Below are 15,985 nucleotides of genomic sequence, written 5' to 3'. Positions count from 1 at the left end.
GGCCGGACGGCGACGTGGCGAGGTGAAGGAGGGATCGAGATGGCACGGAGAACCAACGAAGAGACGCTGCGGCGGCTCGAAGGGCTCGCGGCGAAGGGCGGGTTCGACAAGGTCCGCGCGGCACTTGGCCGGCGCAACCCGGTCGTCGCCGAGTTCGGCTTCAGCGCCGAGACGATCCGCGAGGCCCTCGACACGCCCCTTCCGGCGCTCGAGGCCAGCGGGGCGATGCCGCTTCCCGTGCTCGAGGCCATCGTCCGCGTGTCGGGCCGTCCGCCGCTGGTGGTGCGCAACGGCATCGTGGAGGGCAAGACCACCCTCGGAAACGAGTTCCCGGCCGGCACCGACGCGAAGATCGCGGCGGTCGAGAAGTTCCTGCCATCCGTGGGTCGGATCGAATTCGTCAATCACGACATGGCCTGGGGCGGCACCGGCTGGGTGGTGGGCGAGGATGGACCCGGCCACCTTCTCGTGGCCACCAACCGGCACGTGGCGGCGATCGTCGCGCGGCGGACCTTCCGCGGCGACGGCGTCTTCATGTTCAACCCGTACAACAACCAGCGCTACGGCGCCGCCATCGACTTCGGCGAAGAGGCCGAGATGGAACCGGATCCCGCGAAGCTCTTCGCACTCGACCGCTTCAGCTACCTTGCCGACGACATCTCCGCCGACATCGCCATCGGTCGCATCCCGCGTCCCGCCGGCGCGGCGGGAATCGGGATTCTCGACCTCGCCGAAGCAGACGGCGGCGACGGCGAGATCGTCGGCGTCGTGGGCTATCCGGCGTCCGACCCATACCGCAACGACCCCGACGACATGGAGCGGTACTTCAGGGGCCTCTACGACGTGAAGCGATTCTCGCCCGGCTATCTGAAGCTCGCCCCGGGCGATGGCGCGGCCGTCCTCGGCCATGACTGCACGACCCTGGGCGGCAACTCCGGCTCGCCGGTGATCAGCCTCGAAACCGGCAGGGTGGTGGGGCTGCACTTCGCCGGCAAGTACGGTGTCGGCAACAGCGCCGTCCGCATCAGCACGCTGAAGACGGTGCTGGCGGGGCTTGGCGGCGCGGTGTCCGGAGCCGCGCTGCCGGCGGCGGGCGGTGGAGAAGAGGCGCGGGACCGCACCCACGCGCCCGACTTCTTCGCGGGGCGCGGCGGCTATGACCCGGATTTCCTGGGCGACGCGCGCGTTCCGCTGCCGACCGTCCCCGCCGCACTCGACCTCGCGCGGCCGGCGGATGCGACCGCGACGCGCCCGCACGAACTTCGCTATGAACACTTCGGCGTGCTCTTCAGCGCCCGGAACAAGGGCCCGGTCGTTGCCGCGCACAACCTCGACGCATCCCGCTACCGGCCATTGAAGCGCGCCAACAGCACATGGTTCCATGACCTGCGCATCCCGCGCGAGATCCAGCTGGACCGCGAGGACTATGCCGACGCGGCCATCGACCGGGGCCACATGGTGCGCCGGGCCGAGACCAACTGGGGCGACAGCGACGCCGAGGCGCGCAGGGCTGACCTCGACAGCTTCCACTACACCAATGCGAGTCCCCAGCACGCCGGGCTGAACCGCAACGACGAGATGTGGCTGGGGCTGGAGGACTACATCCTGACCAGCGCGGTCACCCACGGCTTTTGCGCCAACGTGTTCTCCGGACCGGTCTACGCCGACGACGATCCTCAGTTCGGGACCAGCGGGGCGCCGTTACCGCTCAGCTTCTGGAAGGTGGTGTCAATGCTGGCCGCGGACGACGCGGGCGGCCGGCGGCTCCATGCCACCGCCTATGTCCTGAGCCAGGGCCAGCTCATCCAGCGGCTCCTCTCCGGCCAGCGGGTGGTCGAGGCCGCCGAGGGCTTCGTCTTCGGTGCCTACCGGACCTTTCAGGTCCGGGTGCGCGATCTGGAGACGATGACCGGCTACGGTTTCGGGCCGCTTGCCGCCGCCGATCCGCTCGACCGCGTGGAGGAACGCGAGGCGCGCGGCCTGGGCGCGAAGCCGGTGGTGCTGGTGGACCGGTTCAGCGCGGTCGTGCTCTGACCGCGGTCAGACCCCGAGGAGCGTCGCCGCGGCCGGGTGCGCGAGACCTGCCATCGCGATCGACAGTCCCATCGGGAAGCCGGTGCTACCCGAGATCGACTTCCACCCGAGCCGCTGCGCCGCCGGCAGGCGGCGCAGCAGAAGGATCGCCGCCATCCCGGCCAGCATCGCCGCCGAGAACACATAGGCAAAGAGCGCAAGCGTCGGCACCGGCACGAAGAGCACGAGCGCCGAAAGCATCTTCACGTCGCCGCCGCCGAACAGGCCGAAGAGGTAGGTGACGAAACCCAGCGCGAAGACGGCCGCCGCGGCCGCGACCCTGAGCCCGAGGTCCTCGGGCGGGGCGACGACCGCCGTTGCCACGAAGACGGCCACGGCGATTATGCTGACGGCGTTCGGAATCCGCATCCGCCGCAGATCGCTCCACGCGCCCCAGAGGAAGATGGGTGCGACGAGGACGAGGGGCATCAGGTCCACGCCCGTGCCTCAGGCGCAACGCAGGCCGGACTGGGCCGAGGCGTCCGGCTTGGACCGCAACAGGGCGAAGACAAGCTCGGCCAGGCCCGACGTTTCGGTCTTGGAGAAGATGCTGCGCAGATGCGACCGGACCGTGGCTTCCGACACCGCCAATTCGTCAGAAACGCCCGTCACCGAGAGGCCGCGGCTGAGCAGAAGGCAAACCCGAAACTCGGCCCGGCTGAGCCGCGCCGGGTTCGATGGGCTGAGGATCATGGCGGGCACCGGGCGGGCCGGGGCCGGCTCGGCAGCCGCACGGTGGTTGACGACCATGCGGGTGACGAGCCCGACCTGCCGGTTCGCCCATGTCCGAGCCATCGTGGGCAGGACCGCGCCGAGCGCCGCCTGCGTCGGTGGGCCGAGCGCGGCGCGGAAATGCAGCTCGATGTGGTCGCGCATCCCCGGGCCGCCGGAAAGGACCAGAACCGCAAGCTCGGCGAGCCCGCGCCGCGCCTGCCATGCCTCGAGCGCCGGATCGACATCGGCCGCATCGTCTGCGTGGGAATGGAGCCAGACCGAGGCCGCACGCGGCCGGGCGATGTGGGGCCCGAAACGTCCGTCGGCGAAGGAGGTGGCGAGAGGCGATGCGCTGCGCGCGCCATTCCGGTCCCAGACGGCGATCCGCATGGGCCGGAAGTCGCTGAAATGCGTCCGAACGAGCATTCCCGCCTCGGCCCCGAGGCCCGCCGCAAGGGCCGCGAAGGCATCCTCCAGCGGCAAGTCCCCATGCAGTGCATCGCACCAGTCGGCAATGGCTTCAACGACGCTCGCGTCGACAGATTGCGCCTGAACGGCCGCCGCCGTCATGCCTTCAGTGTAGAAACGCCCCATAGCTTCCTCAAATCACCCACGAGGGCGCGCGTTCACCGCATGCAACAATCTGCGGTCACCCGTGTCGCGAACCCTGTACCCAACCTGCGGGCGGCACCCCTCGCCGTTCCCCGTGAGACCAAGCGTCCGGGTCACGGGTCCTGCTGTCAAATGATTGCCTGCCGGCTGCGGGTGAACGGTGAGAAATTCAACTTCCGGTAGATTTATCCACAGCTCTTCCGACCAAAGTCCGAAGATCTCCCCCGAATTGTTGAGGTTCCGGCGCCTCGACGACGCGTGAGTCGGGCTCGGGCCGTACCGATTCTGCACCGCGGTTGCGGTTCGACCCGCCCTGCGGTCATCCCGCGATGTTGCGCAGATAGCGGATCACGACCGGCCCAACCGTCAGGAGAACCAGTGCGGGCAGCATCATCGTTGCCATGACGCCGGACATGTAGACCGGCAGGCGGTTGGCCTTCTCCTGCGCCCTGAGTTCGCGCGCGCGGCGCATCTCGCCGGCATAGGCGATGAGCGTGTCCGACATGCTGGTGCCGAAGCGCATGGATTGCAGCACGACGTTGGCGAAGGCCGTCACCTCGTCCACGCCCATCCGCGCGGCCATGTCGACGAGCGCGCGTTCGCGCGTCCGTCCGGCCTGGATCTCGTGCTGCACGGCAAGGAACTCCTCCGCGACGGCGGGGGCGCTGGCCATCATCTCGTTGCCGACGCGGATCATGGCGGCGTCGAAGCCAAGTCCGGCCTCGACCGAGATCTGCAGGAGGTCGAGGGCGTTCGGGAAGGCTTCCTCGATCGCCCGCCGCCGTTCCGCGGCGCGGGACCGGAGCCAGAGGGCCGGGCCGAAGAAGCCAAGCGCCACGATCACGCTCAGGACCTGCGCGAGCCGCGCCGAACCCCACCCGCCGACCAGCGCCACGACGGAGTCGGGGGCGGCGATCGTCCCGGTCCGGATCGCCCAGACCGCGCCGACGAGAAGGCCCGGCAGCACCAGTCCGAGCGCAAGGCGGATGAGGTAGAAGTTCCGCACCGCGTGAGGACCGGAGAACCCCGCGAGCGCGAGCTGGCGCTCCACGTCTGACCTTTCCTTGGTATCGGCCGGGATGAGCGTCTTCATCAGACCCTTGGGATCCTCGGCCCGGTCCCGCAGGATGCCCGCGTCGGCCACCGCCGGACGTCGCCTTCCCTGCGCCTCCATCCTCCGAAGGACCGGGTCCTTGCCGGAGAAGGCGCCGAAGAGCCCGAAGACGAGCAGCATCGCGCCGAGGCCGACGCCGAGGATGAACACCGTCGCCGGCGGAACGCCGGCGGTTTCGATCTGGCCGAACAGGGCGTCGAACATGGGTTTCTCCTCAGAACCGGAAATTCACGAGCTTCCGCATCGTGAGGTAGTTCGCGATAACGAGCGTGCCGACGATGATGGCGAAGGGCCTGAATAGCGGGTCGTCGCTTACGCCTGCGTAGTAGTCGGGCGACGAAACCATCGTCGAGGTCAGGATGACGATCGGCAGGCTCGAGAGGAAGACCGAGGTCAGCCGCCCCTCCGCCGAGATCGCCTTGATCCGCTGGCGCATTGTCAGCCGGTCGCGGATCACCTTCGACAGCGTCATCAGCACCCGCGCGAGGTCACCCCCCGTCCCGTGCTGGATCGCGATCGACACGGCGAGGTAGCGGGTATCCTCGAGGTCGGTGCGATCGGCGAAATCCATCACCGCTTCGGGCAGATCCTCGCCGTAGGCGATCTGGTCGACGATGATGCCGAACTCCATGGCCACCGGATCCTTCATGTCCTGCGCGACCGAGGCGATGGTCGCGTTCAGCGGGTGGCCCACCGTCAGGCCCCGCGCCATCAGGTCGAGCGCGTCGGGCAATTGCGCGACGAGCGCGTTCATCCGTTTCTTCCGGCGGGCGCGCACCCAGAGGACCGGCACGGCGACCGCGAGCGTCACCGCGACGAGGCCCGCCACCAGCGGGTCCATGACCGTCGACGCCGCAAGGCCGAGGATTGCCGCGGCGCTGGCCGACAGCGCAACGAAAAGCTCGGGCCGGATCGTCATACCGGCCCGCGCCAGTTCCGACGGAAGCGTCCCGATCAGCGGCAGGCCGGACAGCCGCCAGGCATCGTGCCGTGGCTTCAGCAGGCTCAGCCTCTCCTCGGTCGTCGCTCCGGCTGCGATGAGCCGCATCCGGCGGTTGCGCGCCTCGGCCCGGCTCTCACGGCGCGACAAAATCTGCCGGAACCCCTCGAAGGCCAGCAGGACGCCGATGAAGACGCCGACATAGGCAAGGGCGCCGATCTCGAACTCCGGCAGCGGGTTCATGCGCGCACTCCTTCCGCCGAGAAGAGGTCGGGCCGCAGATCGACGCCGGCCTGCACCAGACGGTCGTAGCACTGCGGGCGGATGCCGGTTGCGGTGAAGTGCCCCCGCACGCTCCCGTCCTCGCCGATGCCGGTCTTCCGGAAGACGAAGATGTCCTGCATCGTGATCGTGCTTCCCTCCATTCCGGTGATCTCGGCAATGCTCATGACGCGGCGCGACCCGTCGCTGAGACGGTTGAGCTGGATCACGACGTTGAGCCCGGAGGCGATCTGCGCACGGATGGCCGAGACCGGGAAGTCGAGCCCGATCATCGTCACCATCTGCTCGATCCGGCCGAGCGCGTCGCGCGCCGTGTTGGCATGGACCGTCGTCATCGACCCCTCGTGGCCGGTGTTCATCGCCTGCAGCATGTCGAAGGTTTCCGCCCCGCGCACCTCGCCGACGATGATCCGGTCCGGACGCATCCTGAGCGCGTTGCGCACAAGGTCGCGCTGGGTGACCATGCCGGTGCCGGAGGGGCCCGCGGGCCGCGTTTCGAGCCGCACGACGTGGTCCTGCTGAAGCTGGAGTTCGGCCGCGTCCTCGATGGTCACGACCCGCTCGCGCGCCCCGATGTAGGACGACATGGCGTTCAGCATCGTCGTCTTGCCGGACCCGGTGCCGCCCGAGATGAGGACGTTCATCCGCGCCTGCACCAGGGCCTTGAGGAGAGCGGCGGCGTGATCGTTCAGCGTGCCGAGTTCGACAAGGCGCTCGAACGTCAGGGGGTTGCGCGCGAACTTGCGGATCGACACCGAGGGGCCGTCGATTGCGCAGGGTCGGATGATCGCGTTCACGCGGCTGCCATCCTCGAGCCGCGCATCGACCCAGGGGCTCGACTCGTCCACCCGCCGCCCCACGCGGCTCACGATTTTGTCGATGATGCGCAAGAGATGGCGCTCGTCGCGGAACCGCACCCTGGTCTTTTCGAGGACGCCGAAGCGCTCGACATAGACGCTGCGGTGCGAGTTCACGAGGATGTCGTTCACGGTAGGATCGGCCAGCAGCGGCTCCAGCGGCCCGAAGCCCAGGACCTCGTCGAGGAGCTCGTCCACGAGCTGCTTGAACTCCTCGGTCCGCATCGGCCGGCTTTCGTCCGACAGGACCTGCGCGACGAGCGCGGCGACCTCGCGGCGAAGTTCCTCGGGCTGGACCTTGTCGATGACGGCGAGGTTGAGCCGGTCGAGGAGGATGTCGTGAAGATGGCTCTTCAGTTCCAGTCGCTGGACGAGTTCCTGGTCGAGCGGGTCGGTCGCGGTCGGGGAGACGGCCGGCCGGCCGGTCTTTGCGCCCAGATCGACGACGTTGGAGCCGGCCGGCTTGTCGCTACGGGTGAATTGCCTGAACACGGTCCGGATCTCCTACTTTGCGGATTTCTGGGTGGCGGCCGGGAGCCTCGCGCGGGTTTCGCGCGCGAGCGCCCGCATGGCCTTGCCGAGCGCGGATCGGGGCGCTGACTGCGACAGGGGCTGGCCCCTGTCGGCCGCGACGGCCGCGGCGCTCGGGTCGTGTGGCAGCCAGTGGTCGAGCCGGCGGTCGAGGGCCTTCGCCGCCTCGCGCTGAAGCTTCGAACGGAAGAGCGGCTTGCGCTGGTGGTTCACCACGATCTCGACGGGCAGGGCCAGATTGTCCTGCGTCAGGAACTCTATCAGGCGGCGGCAATGCCGGATCGAGGGCACCGAGATATCGGTGACGATCAGCATCTCGTCGGCCCGTTCGATCACCGGCTCGATCCAGCCGACGAGCGCGCGGGGCAGGTCCACGACAACGTAGTCGCAAGTCTGGCGCAGCGTGTCGAGGATCGCCGCAACCTGCTCGGCCCGCAACGCGTCGAGCGGGGCGAACCTTGCGGGAGCGGCGAGGACGGAAAGGCCGTTCGGCAGGGTTGCCATCGACTGCTCGAGGAAGGTGGCGTCGGGGACGGTGCCGTCCATGGCGAGCTTCAGCAGCGTGTCCTGCTCGGCGAGGTCGAGGAACGAGCCGACGGTGCCGAACTGAAGGTCGAGGTCGACGAGTGCAACCTTCGGCCGCGGATCCGAGCGCCTCAGCCCCACGCCGGTCGCCAGCTGGTCGGCGAGGTTGACGGCCACGGTGGTCGATCCGATCCCGCCGCGCGCCTGGGCCACCGCGATGATCCGCCCCGCGCGCCTCGAACCGCCGGCATGGGCGCGCCCTTGTGTCGAGGTTCGGGCTTCCGGCGGCAACGGTAGGACCTCGTCCACCCCGGCGTCCGACAGCGCCCGGGCCTGTGCCAGCGAAATGTCGCCGTCGGCAAGGGCGATGAGTTTCGTCTGCTCGCGCCGATGCGCCACGAGCTCGCGGATCGCGGCCAGATCGGCCTGGTCGTTCGGGTTGGTCTGGAAGAGGATGACGTCATAGGTCGCCAGCGCCTCGATGGCGTGGCCGTTCAGTCCGGCGAGCGTCGCCGTGCGCCGGTCCACCCTCACGCCCGCGTCGCTGGCGAAGGACGCCGCGATGGCCTCCGAAACGCGGGGCTCCGGCGCGATCACGAGCAGGGATTTCGCAGCGTCGGTCATCTCGTCATCCTTTCGGCGGTCCACCCGCCATACTCATCCGTTCTCGCCAAGGTTCAGGTCCTCTGCCGGCAGCGACATGCTCATCGCAGGGAAGGGCACGCCCCAGCCGGGACCGCCCGGCACGGCACCGCGCGCGAGCGCGGCGAGGTTGCCGAGCGGTGTCACGAAGGCGAAATTCAGGTTGGTGAGCTCGACCGTGACGACCGGCACGTAGGGCCCGCCGAGGAAGTTCAGCGCTGGGTCGAACTCGTAGCGGAAGCTGAGGTTCGCCACGCTCGATCCTGCCGGCATCAGGGGCGCGATGGCTGTCCAGATCTCGTTGGCGGTGGCGTTGCCCGTCGCCCCCGCGCAGGTGATCGTGGCCGTCGCCGCACAGACCGTCCCTCCTGCCGAGCAGGGCGTGCCGAACCGTGGCGGGACAGTGCCGACGGGTGTCGCACCTCGCGCGTTGCTGGCCGGAACGCCGGCACAGGCGGCCGGGCGGACCACGGCGATCCGGCTCGCGATCTGCATGGCCTTGTCGGTCATGACAAACTCCGCCCCCATCCGGCCGAAGTCGATCAGCCCGAAGAAAAGGAGCAGGAAGAGCGGGATCACGAAGGCAAGCTCGACCAGCGTCGTTCCCGACTCGTCGGCCCAGAAACGCCGGAGGATATGAAGGAAGCCCGTCATGTCCCGAAGACCTTCGCGCGGTCGGTGACCGTGGTCGTGAGCGTGGCCGAGGGGCCGGCGCCGAAAAGCGTGAAGAGCCCGCGGAAGGGAAATGCGATCTCCACCACCGCACTCACGGTGGCGACGGGGGCGGGACTGACGCGGTAGGCGCCAGCGACGCCGACACAGGCGAGGGACGGCGTGACCGAGGTGACGGTGACGGACGGGGCGAAGACCGCGCTTCCCGTCGTGCTCTGGCCGACGATGGCGGCGAGCTTCGGCGCGTAGCCGGTGACGGTTCCGCCAGCCGCGCAGATGTTCCCCGGCACGACGCGGGCGAGGTAGCGCGTGGCATCGCGGACGCCGCCGATCGCACTCTGGTAGGCGATCATCATGCGGCTGCCCTCGACGATCACGGCAAAGATCAGAAGCATCATCGGCAGCACCAGGGCGAACTCGACGAGCGCGGCGCCGTCGTCGGCCCTGACGAAGTGGCGAAGCCTGGCGTGGATCGGATGGTTTGGACTATGGCTCACGGGCGTCACCGGTAAAGCTGCACGACGTCGTGGATCACGCCGGCCGAGCCGCCGCTGCCCGCGTTGCCCCCGGCCGAGCCGATGATCTCGGCGTAGATGTCGAGCCCGTTGGTCGAGCCGTTGTCCACCACGGGCTCGGTGATGAACATCTTGACGAACTGGTGCACGGGCACGCCGGTCGCGCGGCCGCTGATCGGGTTCGCGCTGCAGTCGATCCCGGCCGCGATGATGACGCGACGCTCGGGGTCCGGGTCCTGGTGGGGCGAGCACATCGGCCGGCCGGTCTCGGACAATCCGTTCAGGATCGGCGTGCTGGACATGCCGCCGCCCGCAGCGGCGATCTCGGCGAGGTAGTACTCATAGCGCGTCCCGGCGCCCGAATGCGGGTCGGTGCCGCCATAATTGGCCGTTACGTAAGCCATGCGCCCGGCCGACCAGTTGCCGTCGCCATAGGGCGCGCAGCCGGGGAAGCAGTCGTCGCGCGGAACGGCCTTCGTGTCGGCCGTGGCCTGCGGGTTGGACCAGCTGCAGGCGTTGCCGCCCTTCGGCTCCAGCCCCTTGATGACGTTCGCCGCCGGCGCGTAGATCGGGTTGTTCTTCTCGTTCTTCATCGCGCCCGCCCACATGTCGAAGCGGGTGTTGAGCGCGTCATTGGTGATGCCGACCTTCTGGCCCGGTTCGGTGTCCACGCCGCGCTGGGCGAAGCATTGGGTGATGCTGCCGACGGCCCCGAGGACACAGCGCAGCGTCGGCCCCGTGCCGCCCGAGCCTGCGCAGTTGCCGGTGGCGTCGAGGGCGAGCGTCGAGGGCTCCAGAAAGCCGAAGTTGCCCGGCCCCCAGGCGGCCCCCTGGCCACCCGACCGGAGCCGGATCATGTCGCCCACGGTGGCCGGGTTCGAGGCGTCGAAGCTCGGGCTCGGGATGCAAAACATCATCGGCGTGATGTCGCAGGCGTACTGGGTGAAGCCGGCCACGGCCGAGGCACTTGTCGCCGGCGTGGCCATGGCCCCTCCGGTCAGCACCGAGATGACCGATCCGAAGGAGAAGCCGACTGTCTGCTGGTTCACGATCACGCTGGCATAGATCGCATCCTCGGGTACCGTCGTCTGGCCGGGGGCGAGGCTGCCGCTGTCGCTTGCGGGAAGCGATTCGTAGAAGCCGATCACGTAGTCTGTCCCGCCGCCGAGCGCCCGCGAACCGTTTCCGAAAGTCTGGCTGTCGGTGACGAAGTTCGCTGCGGCGGCGGTGGCGCGTGTGATCGCGTCATCGCGTCCGTCAAGCTCGCCGGCGGCGGCAAGTGCCACCTGGTCGGCGTAGGACTGAAGCTCGGATTGGGTGGCCGCGAGGCGGCCGATGTCGAACGACAGCGCCACCATGCCGAGCAGCATGACCAGCGCCATCGCCCAGAAGACCAGGATCGCGCCGGCCTCGTCCCGGCCGAAGGTGCGGAGGGTTCTGCCGATCGTCATGGTCCGAAGCTCCGCCCCTCACTCGACTTCCACGACCTCGACCGCGTTGGCGCGGCGGACCCGCACCGTCGGCTTGGCCACGGTCGGTTCCTCCACCGGCGACTGTTCGCGCAGGATGTCGGAGAGACGGATGGACTCGAGCGGCTTGTCCTCGGCATTTTCGAGCGAGCGGAGCGACAGGCTCAGCGTTCCCGCCTTCTGGGCAAGCGCCAGCGTCTGGCTCTGTTCGGGCGTGACCTCGACGGTGACGGTGCGCGCGATCTGCGGCTGGTCGGTCTGCTGGTCGGCCTGCTGGTCGACGCCGAGGACGCGGATGTTCTGCAGGATGGTGACGGCGCGAAGGGTCGTGTTGTTGCCCTGCGTCAGCACGATGTCGACGCTGTCCCCGGGGGTCACGAAGCCGCCGACGGCGGTTTCGGCATCGACCCGGATCGCCATGGCGCGGCTGTTCTCGCCGAGGCTCTGCACGATCGTGACCTTCTCGCCGAAGTTCGAGACCTTGGACGCGAGGATGAGTTCTCCCTGCGCGATCTCGTGCGTGGCGCGGCGCGGCTGCATCCCGGGCTGGGCGACGAGCGCGTTGAGATCCGTGATCGCCCCCGGCGGAAGGGCGGCACGCGGCCAGGACAGGACCTGGAGCATCTGCGGCTGGATCGGCTGGCCGAAGGGAATGTCCCGCCCCGCGACGACGACGGTGACGAGCGCGGCGGCGGGGTCGGTGGCGGCCACGGCGCGGCTCTGGTCGAGATACTCGCGGGCACCGTAGGCCGAGCCTCCGGCGACGGCGACGCCGAGCATGGCGACGAGAACGGAACGTATGCCCATGGGCTTTTCCTCCGGCTGAGACGGCCGCCGACGGGCGGCCGGGTGGTGCCTGTTCCGCGACCGGGCAGCCCCTCCCGGCCGCGGAACAGGAGTGTTTCGCTGTCTCGTGCGTCAGCAGCCGCCGGTGCCCACGGTCCCGGTGGTGTTCATCACGTTGCAGGCGGCGTCCATCTGGCCTTCGACGTCCTGCGCGAGCAGGCTCAGCGTCGAGGTGCCGACGACGACGGCGAGCACCAGCGCGATGCCGTATTCGACCAGCGTCACGCCTTCTTCGTCGCGGCGGAACGAGCGGAGTTTCTTCATCAGGGTTGCGCGCATTTCGTTCTCCTCAAATGCGGTCAGGATTTCCGGGCAGGCCCCGGGGTCAGAGAGAGACGAACCGGAAGGCAGGCTTGCGGCTCCCCCTCAGCATTGAGGCGGAAATGTGGCGGCGCATCGTCTGAAACGATGAAAGTTTCACCGATGGGTTGTATTTTCTCTGCCCGGGGCGGAAAATGCGGCAGAACTGGGGCCGGACCGCTCCGATGCGATCAGGGCTGCGGGTCGCGCTTCACGCGGAAGACCGCGAGGTAGAGCGCCGGCACGAAGACCAGGGTGATGATCGTGCCGGCGATGATGCCGCCCATCATCGCATAGGCCATCGGCCCCCAGAAGATCTGCCGCGAGATCGGGATCAGCGCGAGGCTCGCCGCCGCCGCGGTCAGGAGGATCGGCCGGGCGCGCGCGTCGGAGGCCTCGAAGACCGCCTCCCAGGCGTTGTGGCCCTTCGCGCGCAGCACCTCGATCTCGTCCACGAGGATGATCGAGTTGCGGATCAGGATGCCGATGAGCGCCAGTACCCCGAGGATCGCGACGAAGCCGAGGGGCGCGCCCGAGGGGACGAGTGCCGCCACGACGCCGATGAGGCCCAGGGGCGCGGCGCAGAGCACAACGAAGGTCAGCCGGAAACCCTGCACCTGCACCATGATCAGGGTCAGCATGATGAGGATCATGAGGGGAACGACGGCGGCGATGGGCGCCTGGCTCTTGGCGCTTTCGGCGACGGTGCCGCCGACCTCGACATGGAGGCCCGCGGTAAGGCTTGCCGCGAAGGCGTCGATGCGGGGCTGAAGCGCCTTCACGATGGTGTCGGGCTGGTCCTTCGTGGTGATCGCCGCCTTGACGGTGATCGTCGGCATCCGGTTGCGCTGGTGGATGACCGGCTGCTCGGTGCCATAGTCGAAGGTGGCAACGGTCCGCAGCGGGATCGTCACGTTGCCGCTTCCCGAAAGCTGGAGCCCGGCGAGTTCCTCGACCGAGGTGCGCGAGCGCTCGTCGCCGCGCGTGACGATGTCGACGAGATAGGCCGCGTCGCGCAGTTGCGTGACCGTCTTGCCGTCATAGATCGTGCTGAGCGCGGCTGCGATGTCGCTCGGGCTGATGCCAAGCTGGCGGGCCTTGTCCTGCAGGACGTTGACCCGCACCACACGCGCGGGCTCGTTCCAGTCCATCACGATGTTCGCGAGCCTTGCGTCGGTGGCCATAACGGCGGCAAGCTCCCGCGCCCTGTCGCGCACCATGTCGATGTCGGGCCCGCTCAGCCGGTACTGCACCGGCCGTCCGACAGGCGGGCCGATGTCGAGAAGCTTCACGTAGATGTCGATGCCGGGGAAGTCCCGTGCCGCGATCTCGCGCAGTTCGGCCCGCAGCGCGTTGCGCGCCTCGACCGAGGGCGTCTGGATCACGATCTGTCCCATGTTGGGGCCGGGTGTCGGCACGTCGTAGGCCAGAAGGAACCGCGGCGCGCCGCGGCCGACGTAGGCGGCCCAGAAGAGCGCCTTGTCGTTGCCGGCCAGATAGTCCTCCATCCGCGCCATCTGGGCCGAGGTCTCCGAGATGGCGGCGTTCTGCGGCAGGGCGAAATCGATGATGAGTTCGGGCCGGTCGGAGTTGGGAAAGAACTGGTTCTCGACGAAGCGCATGGCCCAGATCGACACCGCGAAGGCCGCGAGGGTAAGCGCGATCGTCACCCAGCGGAAGCGCATCGCGAGCCGGAGCATCCGGTGGAACGCGCGCCGCACCCGGCCCGGCCCGTGGTCGTGGTGCGCAAGCTTCGCGGGCAGGAACGTGACCCCCAGCAGCGGCGCGAACAGCACGGCGACGATCCACGAGACGATGAGCGAGACCGCGATGACCACGAAGAGCGAGAAGACGAACTCGCCGGCCGCGGAATCGTTGAGCCCGACGGGAATGAATCCGGCAATGGTCACGAGCGTGCCGGTGAGCATCGGGAAGGCGATGGACGTCCAGGCATGGGAGGCGGCGGCCGTCAGTGTCGCGCCCTTTTCTAGCCGGGCGACCATCGTCTCGATGGCGATCATCGCGTCATCGACGAGAAGACCGAGCGCGATGATCAGCGCGCCGAGCGAGATTCGCTGCAGCGTGAAACCGGCATAATCCATGACCACGAAGGTGATCGCGAGCACGAGCGGGATCGTCAGCGTGACAACAAGCCCCGCGCGCACCCCGAGCGAGATGAAGCTGACCGCCAGCACGATCAGCACGGCCTCGAGAAGCGCCTGGAGGAAGTGGCCCACCGCCTCGTCCACGACATGGGGCTGGTTGGCGACCTGGTGAATCTCGATCCCGACCGGCAGGTTCGCCTGCGCGGTCGCAATCACCGCGTCGAGCGCGGCGCCGAAATCGACGATGTTGGCCCCGGCCTTCATCCCGACCGAAAGGCCCACCGCCTCCTCGCCGCGGAAACGGAAGAGGGTGGATGGCGGGTCCTCGTAGGTGCGGCGGATGTCGGCCACGTCCGACAGGCGGAAGAAGCGGTCGCCGACGCGCAGGTTGATCGCCTCGAGGCTTTCGGTGCCTGAGAACTGCCCACCGATGCGCACGAGCACCTGCTCGGGTCCGGCGTCGATCACGCCGGAGGGCAGGATGGCGTTCTGCGCGGCGAGCGTGGCCATCACCGCCTGTTGGTTGAGCCCCAGCGCGGCAAGCTTCTCGGTCGAGAATTCGAGGTAGATCACCTCGTCCTGCGTCCCGAAGATCTCCACCTTGCCCGCGTCCGGCAGCGCCTGGACCGCGCGGCGGACGTTTTCGACGTAGTCGCGCACCTCTCGCGGGGTGAAGCCGTCGGCGGTGAAGGCGTAGATGTTTCCGAAGACGTCGCCGAAGTTGTCGTTGAACTGGAAGCCCGCGAACTCGGACGGGAACTCCGGCCGGATGTCGGCCATCATGTTGCGCACGCGCTGCCAGATCAGCGGCAGGCGATCGGGCTTGGTGGTCGGCAGAAGCTCGACGTAGACGACGGCCTGGCCGGGGGCCGTCACCGAACGGGTGAAGTCGAGTTCGTCGAGATCCTCGAGCTTCTTCTCGATCCGGTCGGTGACCTGGGCGAGGGTCTCGGCGGTGGTGGCGCCGGGCAGCGCGGCCGAGATGATCATGGTCTTGATCGCGAAGTTCGGGTCTTCCTCGCGCCCGATCGAGACATAGGAAAGCACGCCCGCTAGGGTCGAGACGATCATCAGGAACCAGACGAAGGACCGGTGCTTGATCGCCCAGTCCGAAAGGTTGAAGCCGGTCATTCGGTCACGCGCGGGCCGACCATCTGCCCCTCCTCAAGCGAATGGATGCCCTTGGTGACGACCTCGTCCCCGGGATTCAGGCCCGAGGCGACGACGACGAAGTCGCCCACCGCGGGGCCGAGAGTGACCGGGCGCCGCTCGACGCGGCGGTCGGCACCCGCGACGACCCAGACCGCGGCTGCGCCATCGGCATCGAGGACCGCGGCAACCGGCAGCGCGACGCCGGCGCCCGCCTCGGCGGCGCGCGTCACGAGGACAAGCGCGCCGAGGCGAAAATCCCTGGCCGCATTCCGGAGCGTCAGGTGCGCGGTACGGGTCCGGGTGGCCGCGAAAGCCACCGGGTCGATCCGGTTCAGCGTCGCCTCGGCGGCGACCTCGGCATTGGCGACGAGCCGCACGATGAACCGGGTGCCGACGGGATGGGCGGCCACGTCCTGCTCGGTCAGGTCGATCGCGACCTCGCGCTCGTCGGTTGCCGCAAGCCGGAGGACCGGCTGGCCCGCCGCGACCGCCCCGCCGGGTTCCGCCGAGACGGAGGTGACGACACCATCCTGCGGCGCCGTCAGCGTGGCGAGGCCAAGATTGTCTCGCGCGCGCGCCACGTCCGCCTGCGCCTGCTCCAGCCGCGCCGCGGCGGCGACGCGGCTGGAGCAGGCG

At 68.8% G+C, this 15,985-nt stretch carries 14 protein-coding genes; 1 reads left to right on the top strand and 13 read right to left on the bottom strand.

Going from position 1 to position 15,985, the window contains the following annotated elements; genetic code table 11:
• Positions 1–39: 39 nt before the first annotated feature.
• On the top strand, positions 40–2,034 hold the full coding sequence (locus F9K34_RS11390; protein ID WP_291337087.1) for a DNA/RNA non-specific endonuclease: 1,995 nt from the start codon (positions 40–42) through the stop codon (positions 2,032–2,034).
• Between the two features lie 6 nt (positions 2,035–2,040).
• Here the strand turns inward: F9K34_RS11390 and F9K34_RS11385 are convergent, their stop codons facing one another.
• The 13 genes from F9K34_RS11385 to F9K34_RS11325 form a co-directional block, all read right to left on the bottom strand.
• Complete coding sequence (locus F9K34_RS11385) at positions 2,041–2,502, bottom strand: prepilin peptidase (RefSeq protein WP_291337088.1); 462 nt, start codon at positions 2,500–2,502, stop codon at positions 2,041–2,043.
• An 18-nt stretch (positions 2,503–2,520) separates the two neighbouring features.
• Positions 2,521–3,357, bottom strand: coding sequence for a helix-turn-helix transcriptional regulator (locus F9K34_RS11380; protein WP_291337086.1), 837 nt, complete (start codon positions 3,355–3,357; stop codon positions 2,521–2,523).
• Between the two features lie 361 nt (positions 3,358–3,718).
• Positions 3,719–4,717 carry a type II secretion system F family protein gene (locus F9K34_RS11375; RefSeq protein ID WP_291337085.1) on the bottom strand — a complete coding sequence of 333 codons (999 nt, stop codon included), beginning with the start codon at positions 4,715–4,717 and terminating at the stop codon, positions 3,719–3,721.
• 10 nt (positions 4,718–4,727) lie between these two features.
• Positions 4,728–5,696 carry a type II secretion system F family protein gene (locus F9K34_RS11370; protein ID WP_291337084.1) on the bottom strand — a complete coding sequence of 323 codons (969 nt, stop codon included), beginning with the start codon at positions 5,694–5,696 and terminating at the stop codon, positions 4,728–4,730.
• Positions 5,693–7,084: a CpaF family protein gene (locus tag F9K34_RS11365; RefSeq protein WP_291337083.1), complete on the bottom strand. Its 1,392-nt coding sequence runs from the start codon at positions 7,082–7,084 to the stop codon at positions 5,693–5,695. Before F9K34_RS11365 ends, F9K34_RS11370 begins: the two co-directional genes overlap by 4 nt.
• A gap of 12 nt (positions 7,085–7,096) precedes the next feature.
• Positions 7,097–8,272, bottom strand: coding sequence for an AAA family ATPase (locus tag F9K34_RS11360; RefSeq protein ID WP_291337082.1), 1,176 nt, complete (start codon positions 8,270–8,272; stop codon positions 7,097–7,099).
• Between the two features lie 33 nt (positions 8,273–8,305).
• Positions 8,306–8,944, bottom strand: a complete 639-nt coding sequence (locus F9K34_RS11355; RefSeq protein ID WP_291337081.1) for a TadE/TadG family type IV pilus assembly protein — start codon at positions 8,942–8,944, stop codon at positions 8,306–8,308.
• Positions 8,941–9,459 (bottom strand): TadE/TadG family type IV pilus assembly protein, encoded by a 519-nt coding sequence (locus tag F9K34_RS11350; protein WP_291337080.1) that lies wholly within the window; start codon positions 9,457–9,459, stop codon positions 8,941–8,943. Before F9K34_RS11350 ends, F9K34_RS11355 begins: the two co-directional genes overlap by 4 nt.
• Before the next feature lie 5 nt (positions 9,460–9,464).
• Positions 9,465–10,928 (bottom strand): pilus assembly protein TadG-related protein, encoded by a 1,464-nt coding sequence (locus F9K34_RS11345; RefSeq protein ID WP_291337079.1) that lies wholly within the window; start codon positions 10,926–10,928, stop codon positions 9,465–9,467.
• Between the two features lie 18 nt (positions 10,929–10,946).
• Positions 10,947–11,753 carry a Flp pilus assembly protein CpaB gene (cpaB, locus tag F9K34_RS11340; protein ID WP_291337078.1) on the bottom strand — a complete coding sequence of 269 codons (807 nt, stop codon included), beginning with the start codon at positions 11,751–11,753 and terminating at the stop codon, positions 10,947–10,949.
• A 111-nt stretch (positions 11,754–11,864) separates the two neighbouring features.
• The gene (locus tag F9K34_RS11335; RefSeq protein ID WP_291337077.1) at positions 11,865–12,071 is read right to left on the bottom strand and encodes a Flp family type IVb pilin; all 207 of its coding nucleotides are present in this window, start codon (positions 12,069–12,071) and stop codon (positions 11,865–11,867) included.
• A gap of 212 nt (positions 12,072–12,283) precedes the next feature.
• The gene (locus tag F9K34_RS11330) at positions 12,284–15,328 is read right to left on the bottom strand and encodes an efflux RND transporter permease subunit (protein WP_291337076.1); all 3,045 of its coding nucleotides are present in this window, start codon (positions 15,326–15,328) and stop codon (positions 12,284–12,286) included.
• The coding region (locus tag F9K34_RS11325) for an efflux RND transporter periplasmic adaptor subunit (RefSeq protein ID WP_291337075.1) at positions 15,325–15,985 on the bottom strand (661 nt) is incomplete at its 5' end. The genes F9K34_RS11325 and F9K34_RS11330, both read right to left, overlap by 4 nt.

Source organism: Albidovulum sp. (assembly GCF_008933605.1).
Taxonomy (GTDB): Bacteria; Pseudomonadota; Alphaproteobacteria; order Rhodobacterales; family Rhodobacteraceae; genus Albidovulum.
Note: the sequence above shows the minus strand (reverse complement) of the source record. Positions and strands in the feature narration are given on the sequence as shown.

Excerpts from the sequence above, each read along its gene's own strand:
- F9K34_RS11375 (WP_291337085.1), bottom strand. The coding sequence starts at position 4,717 with ATGTTCGACGCCCTGTTCGGCCAGATCGAAACCGCCGGCGTTCCGCCG.
- F9K34_RS11330 (WP_291337076.1), bottom strand. The coding sequence starts at position 15,328 with ATGACCGGCTTCAACCTTTCGGACTGGGCGATCAAGCACCGGTCCTTC.
- F9K34_RS11390 (WP_291337087.1), top strand. The coding sequence starts at position 40 with ATGGCACGGAGAACCAACGAAGAGACGCTGCGGCGGCTCGAAGGGCTC.
- cpaB (WP_291337078.1), bottom strand. The coding sequence starts at position 11,753 with ATGGGCATACGTTCCGTTCTCGTCGCCATGCTCGGCGTCGCCGTCGCC.
- F9K34_RS11335 (WP_291337077.1), bottom strand. The coding sequence starts at position 12,071 with ATGCGCGCAACCCTGATGAAGAAACTCCGCTCGTTCCGCCGCGACGAA.
- F9K34_RS11355 (WP_291337081.1), bottom strand. The coding sequence starts at position 8,944 with ATGACGGGCTTCCTTCATATCCTCCGGCGTTTCTGGGCCGACGAGTCG.
- F9K34_RS11380 (WP_291337086.1), bottom strand. The coding sequence starts at position 3,357 with ATGACGGCGGCGGCCGTTCAGGCGCAATCTGTCGACGCGAGCGTCGTT.
- F9K34_RS11360 (WP_291337082.1), bottom strand. The coding sequence starts at position 8,272 with ATGACCGACGCTGCGAAATCCCTGCTCGTGATCGCGCCGGAGCCCCGC.
- F9K34_RS11345 (WP_291337079.1), bottom strand. The coding sequence starts at position 10,928 with ATGACGATCGGCAGAACCCTCCGCACCTTCGGCCGGGACGAGGCCGGC.
- F9K34_RS11385 (WP_291337088.1), bottom strand. The coding sequence starts at position 2,502 with ATGCCCCTCGTCCTCGTCGCACCCATCTTCCTCTGGGGCGCGTGGAGC.
- F9K34_RS11370 (WP_291337084.1), bottom strand. The coding sequence starts at position 5,696 with ATGAACCCGCTGCCGGAGTTCGAGATCGGCGCCCTTGCCTATGTCGGC.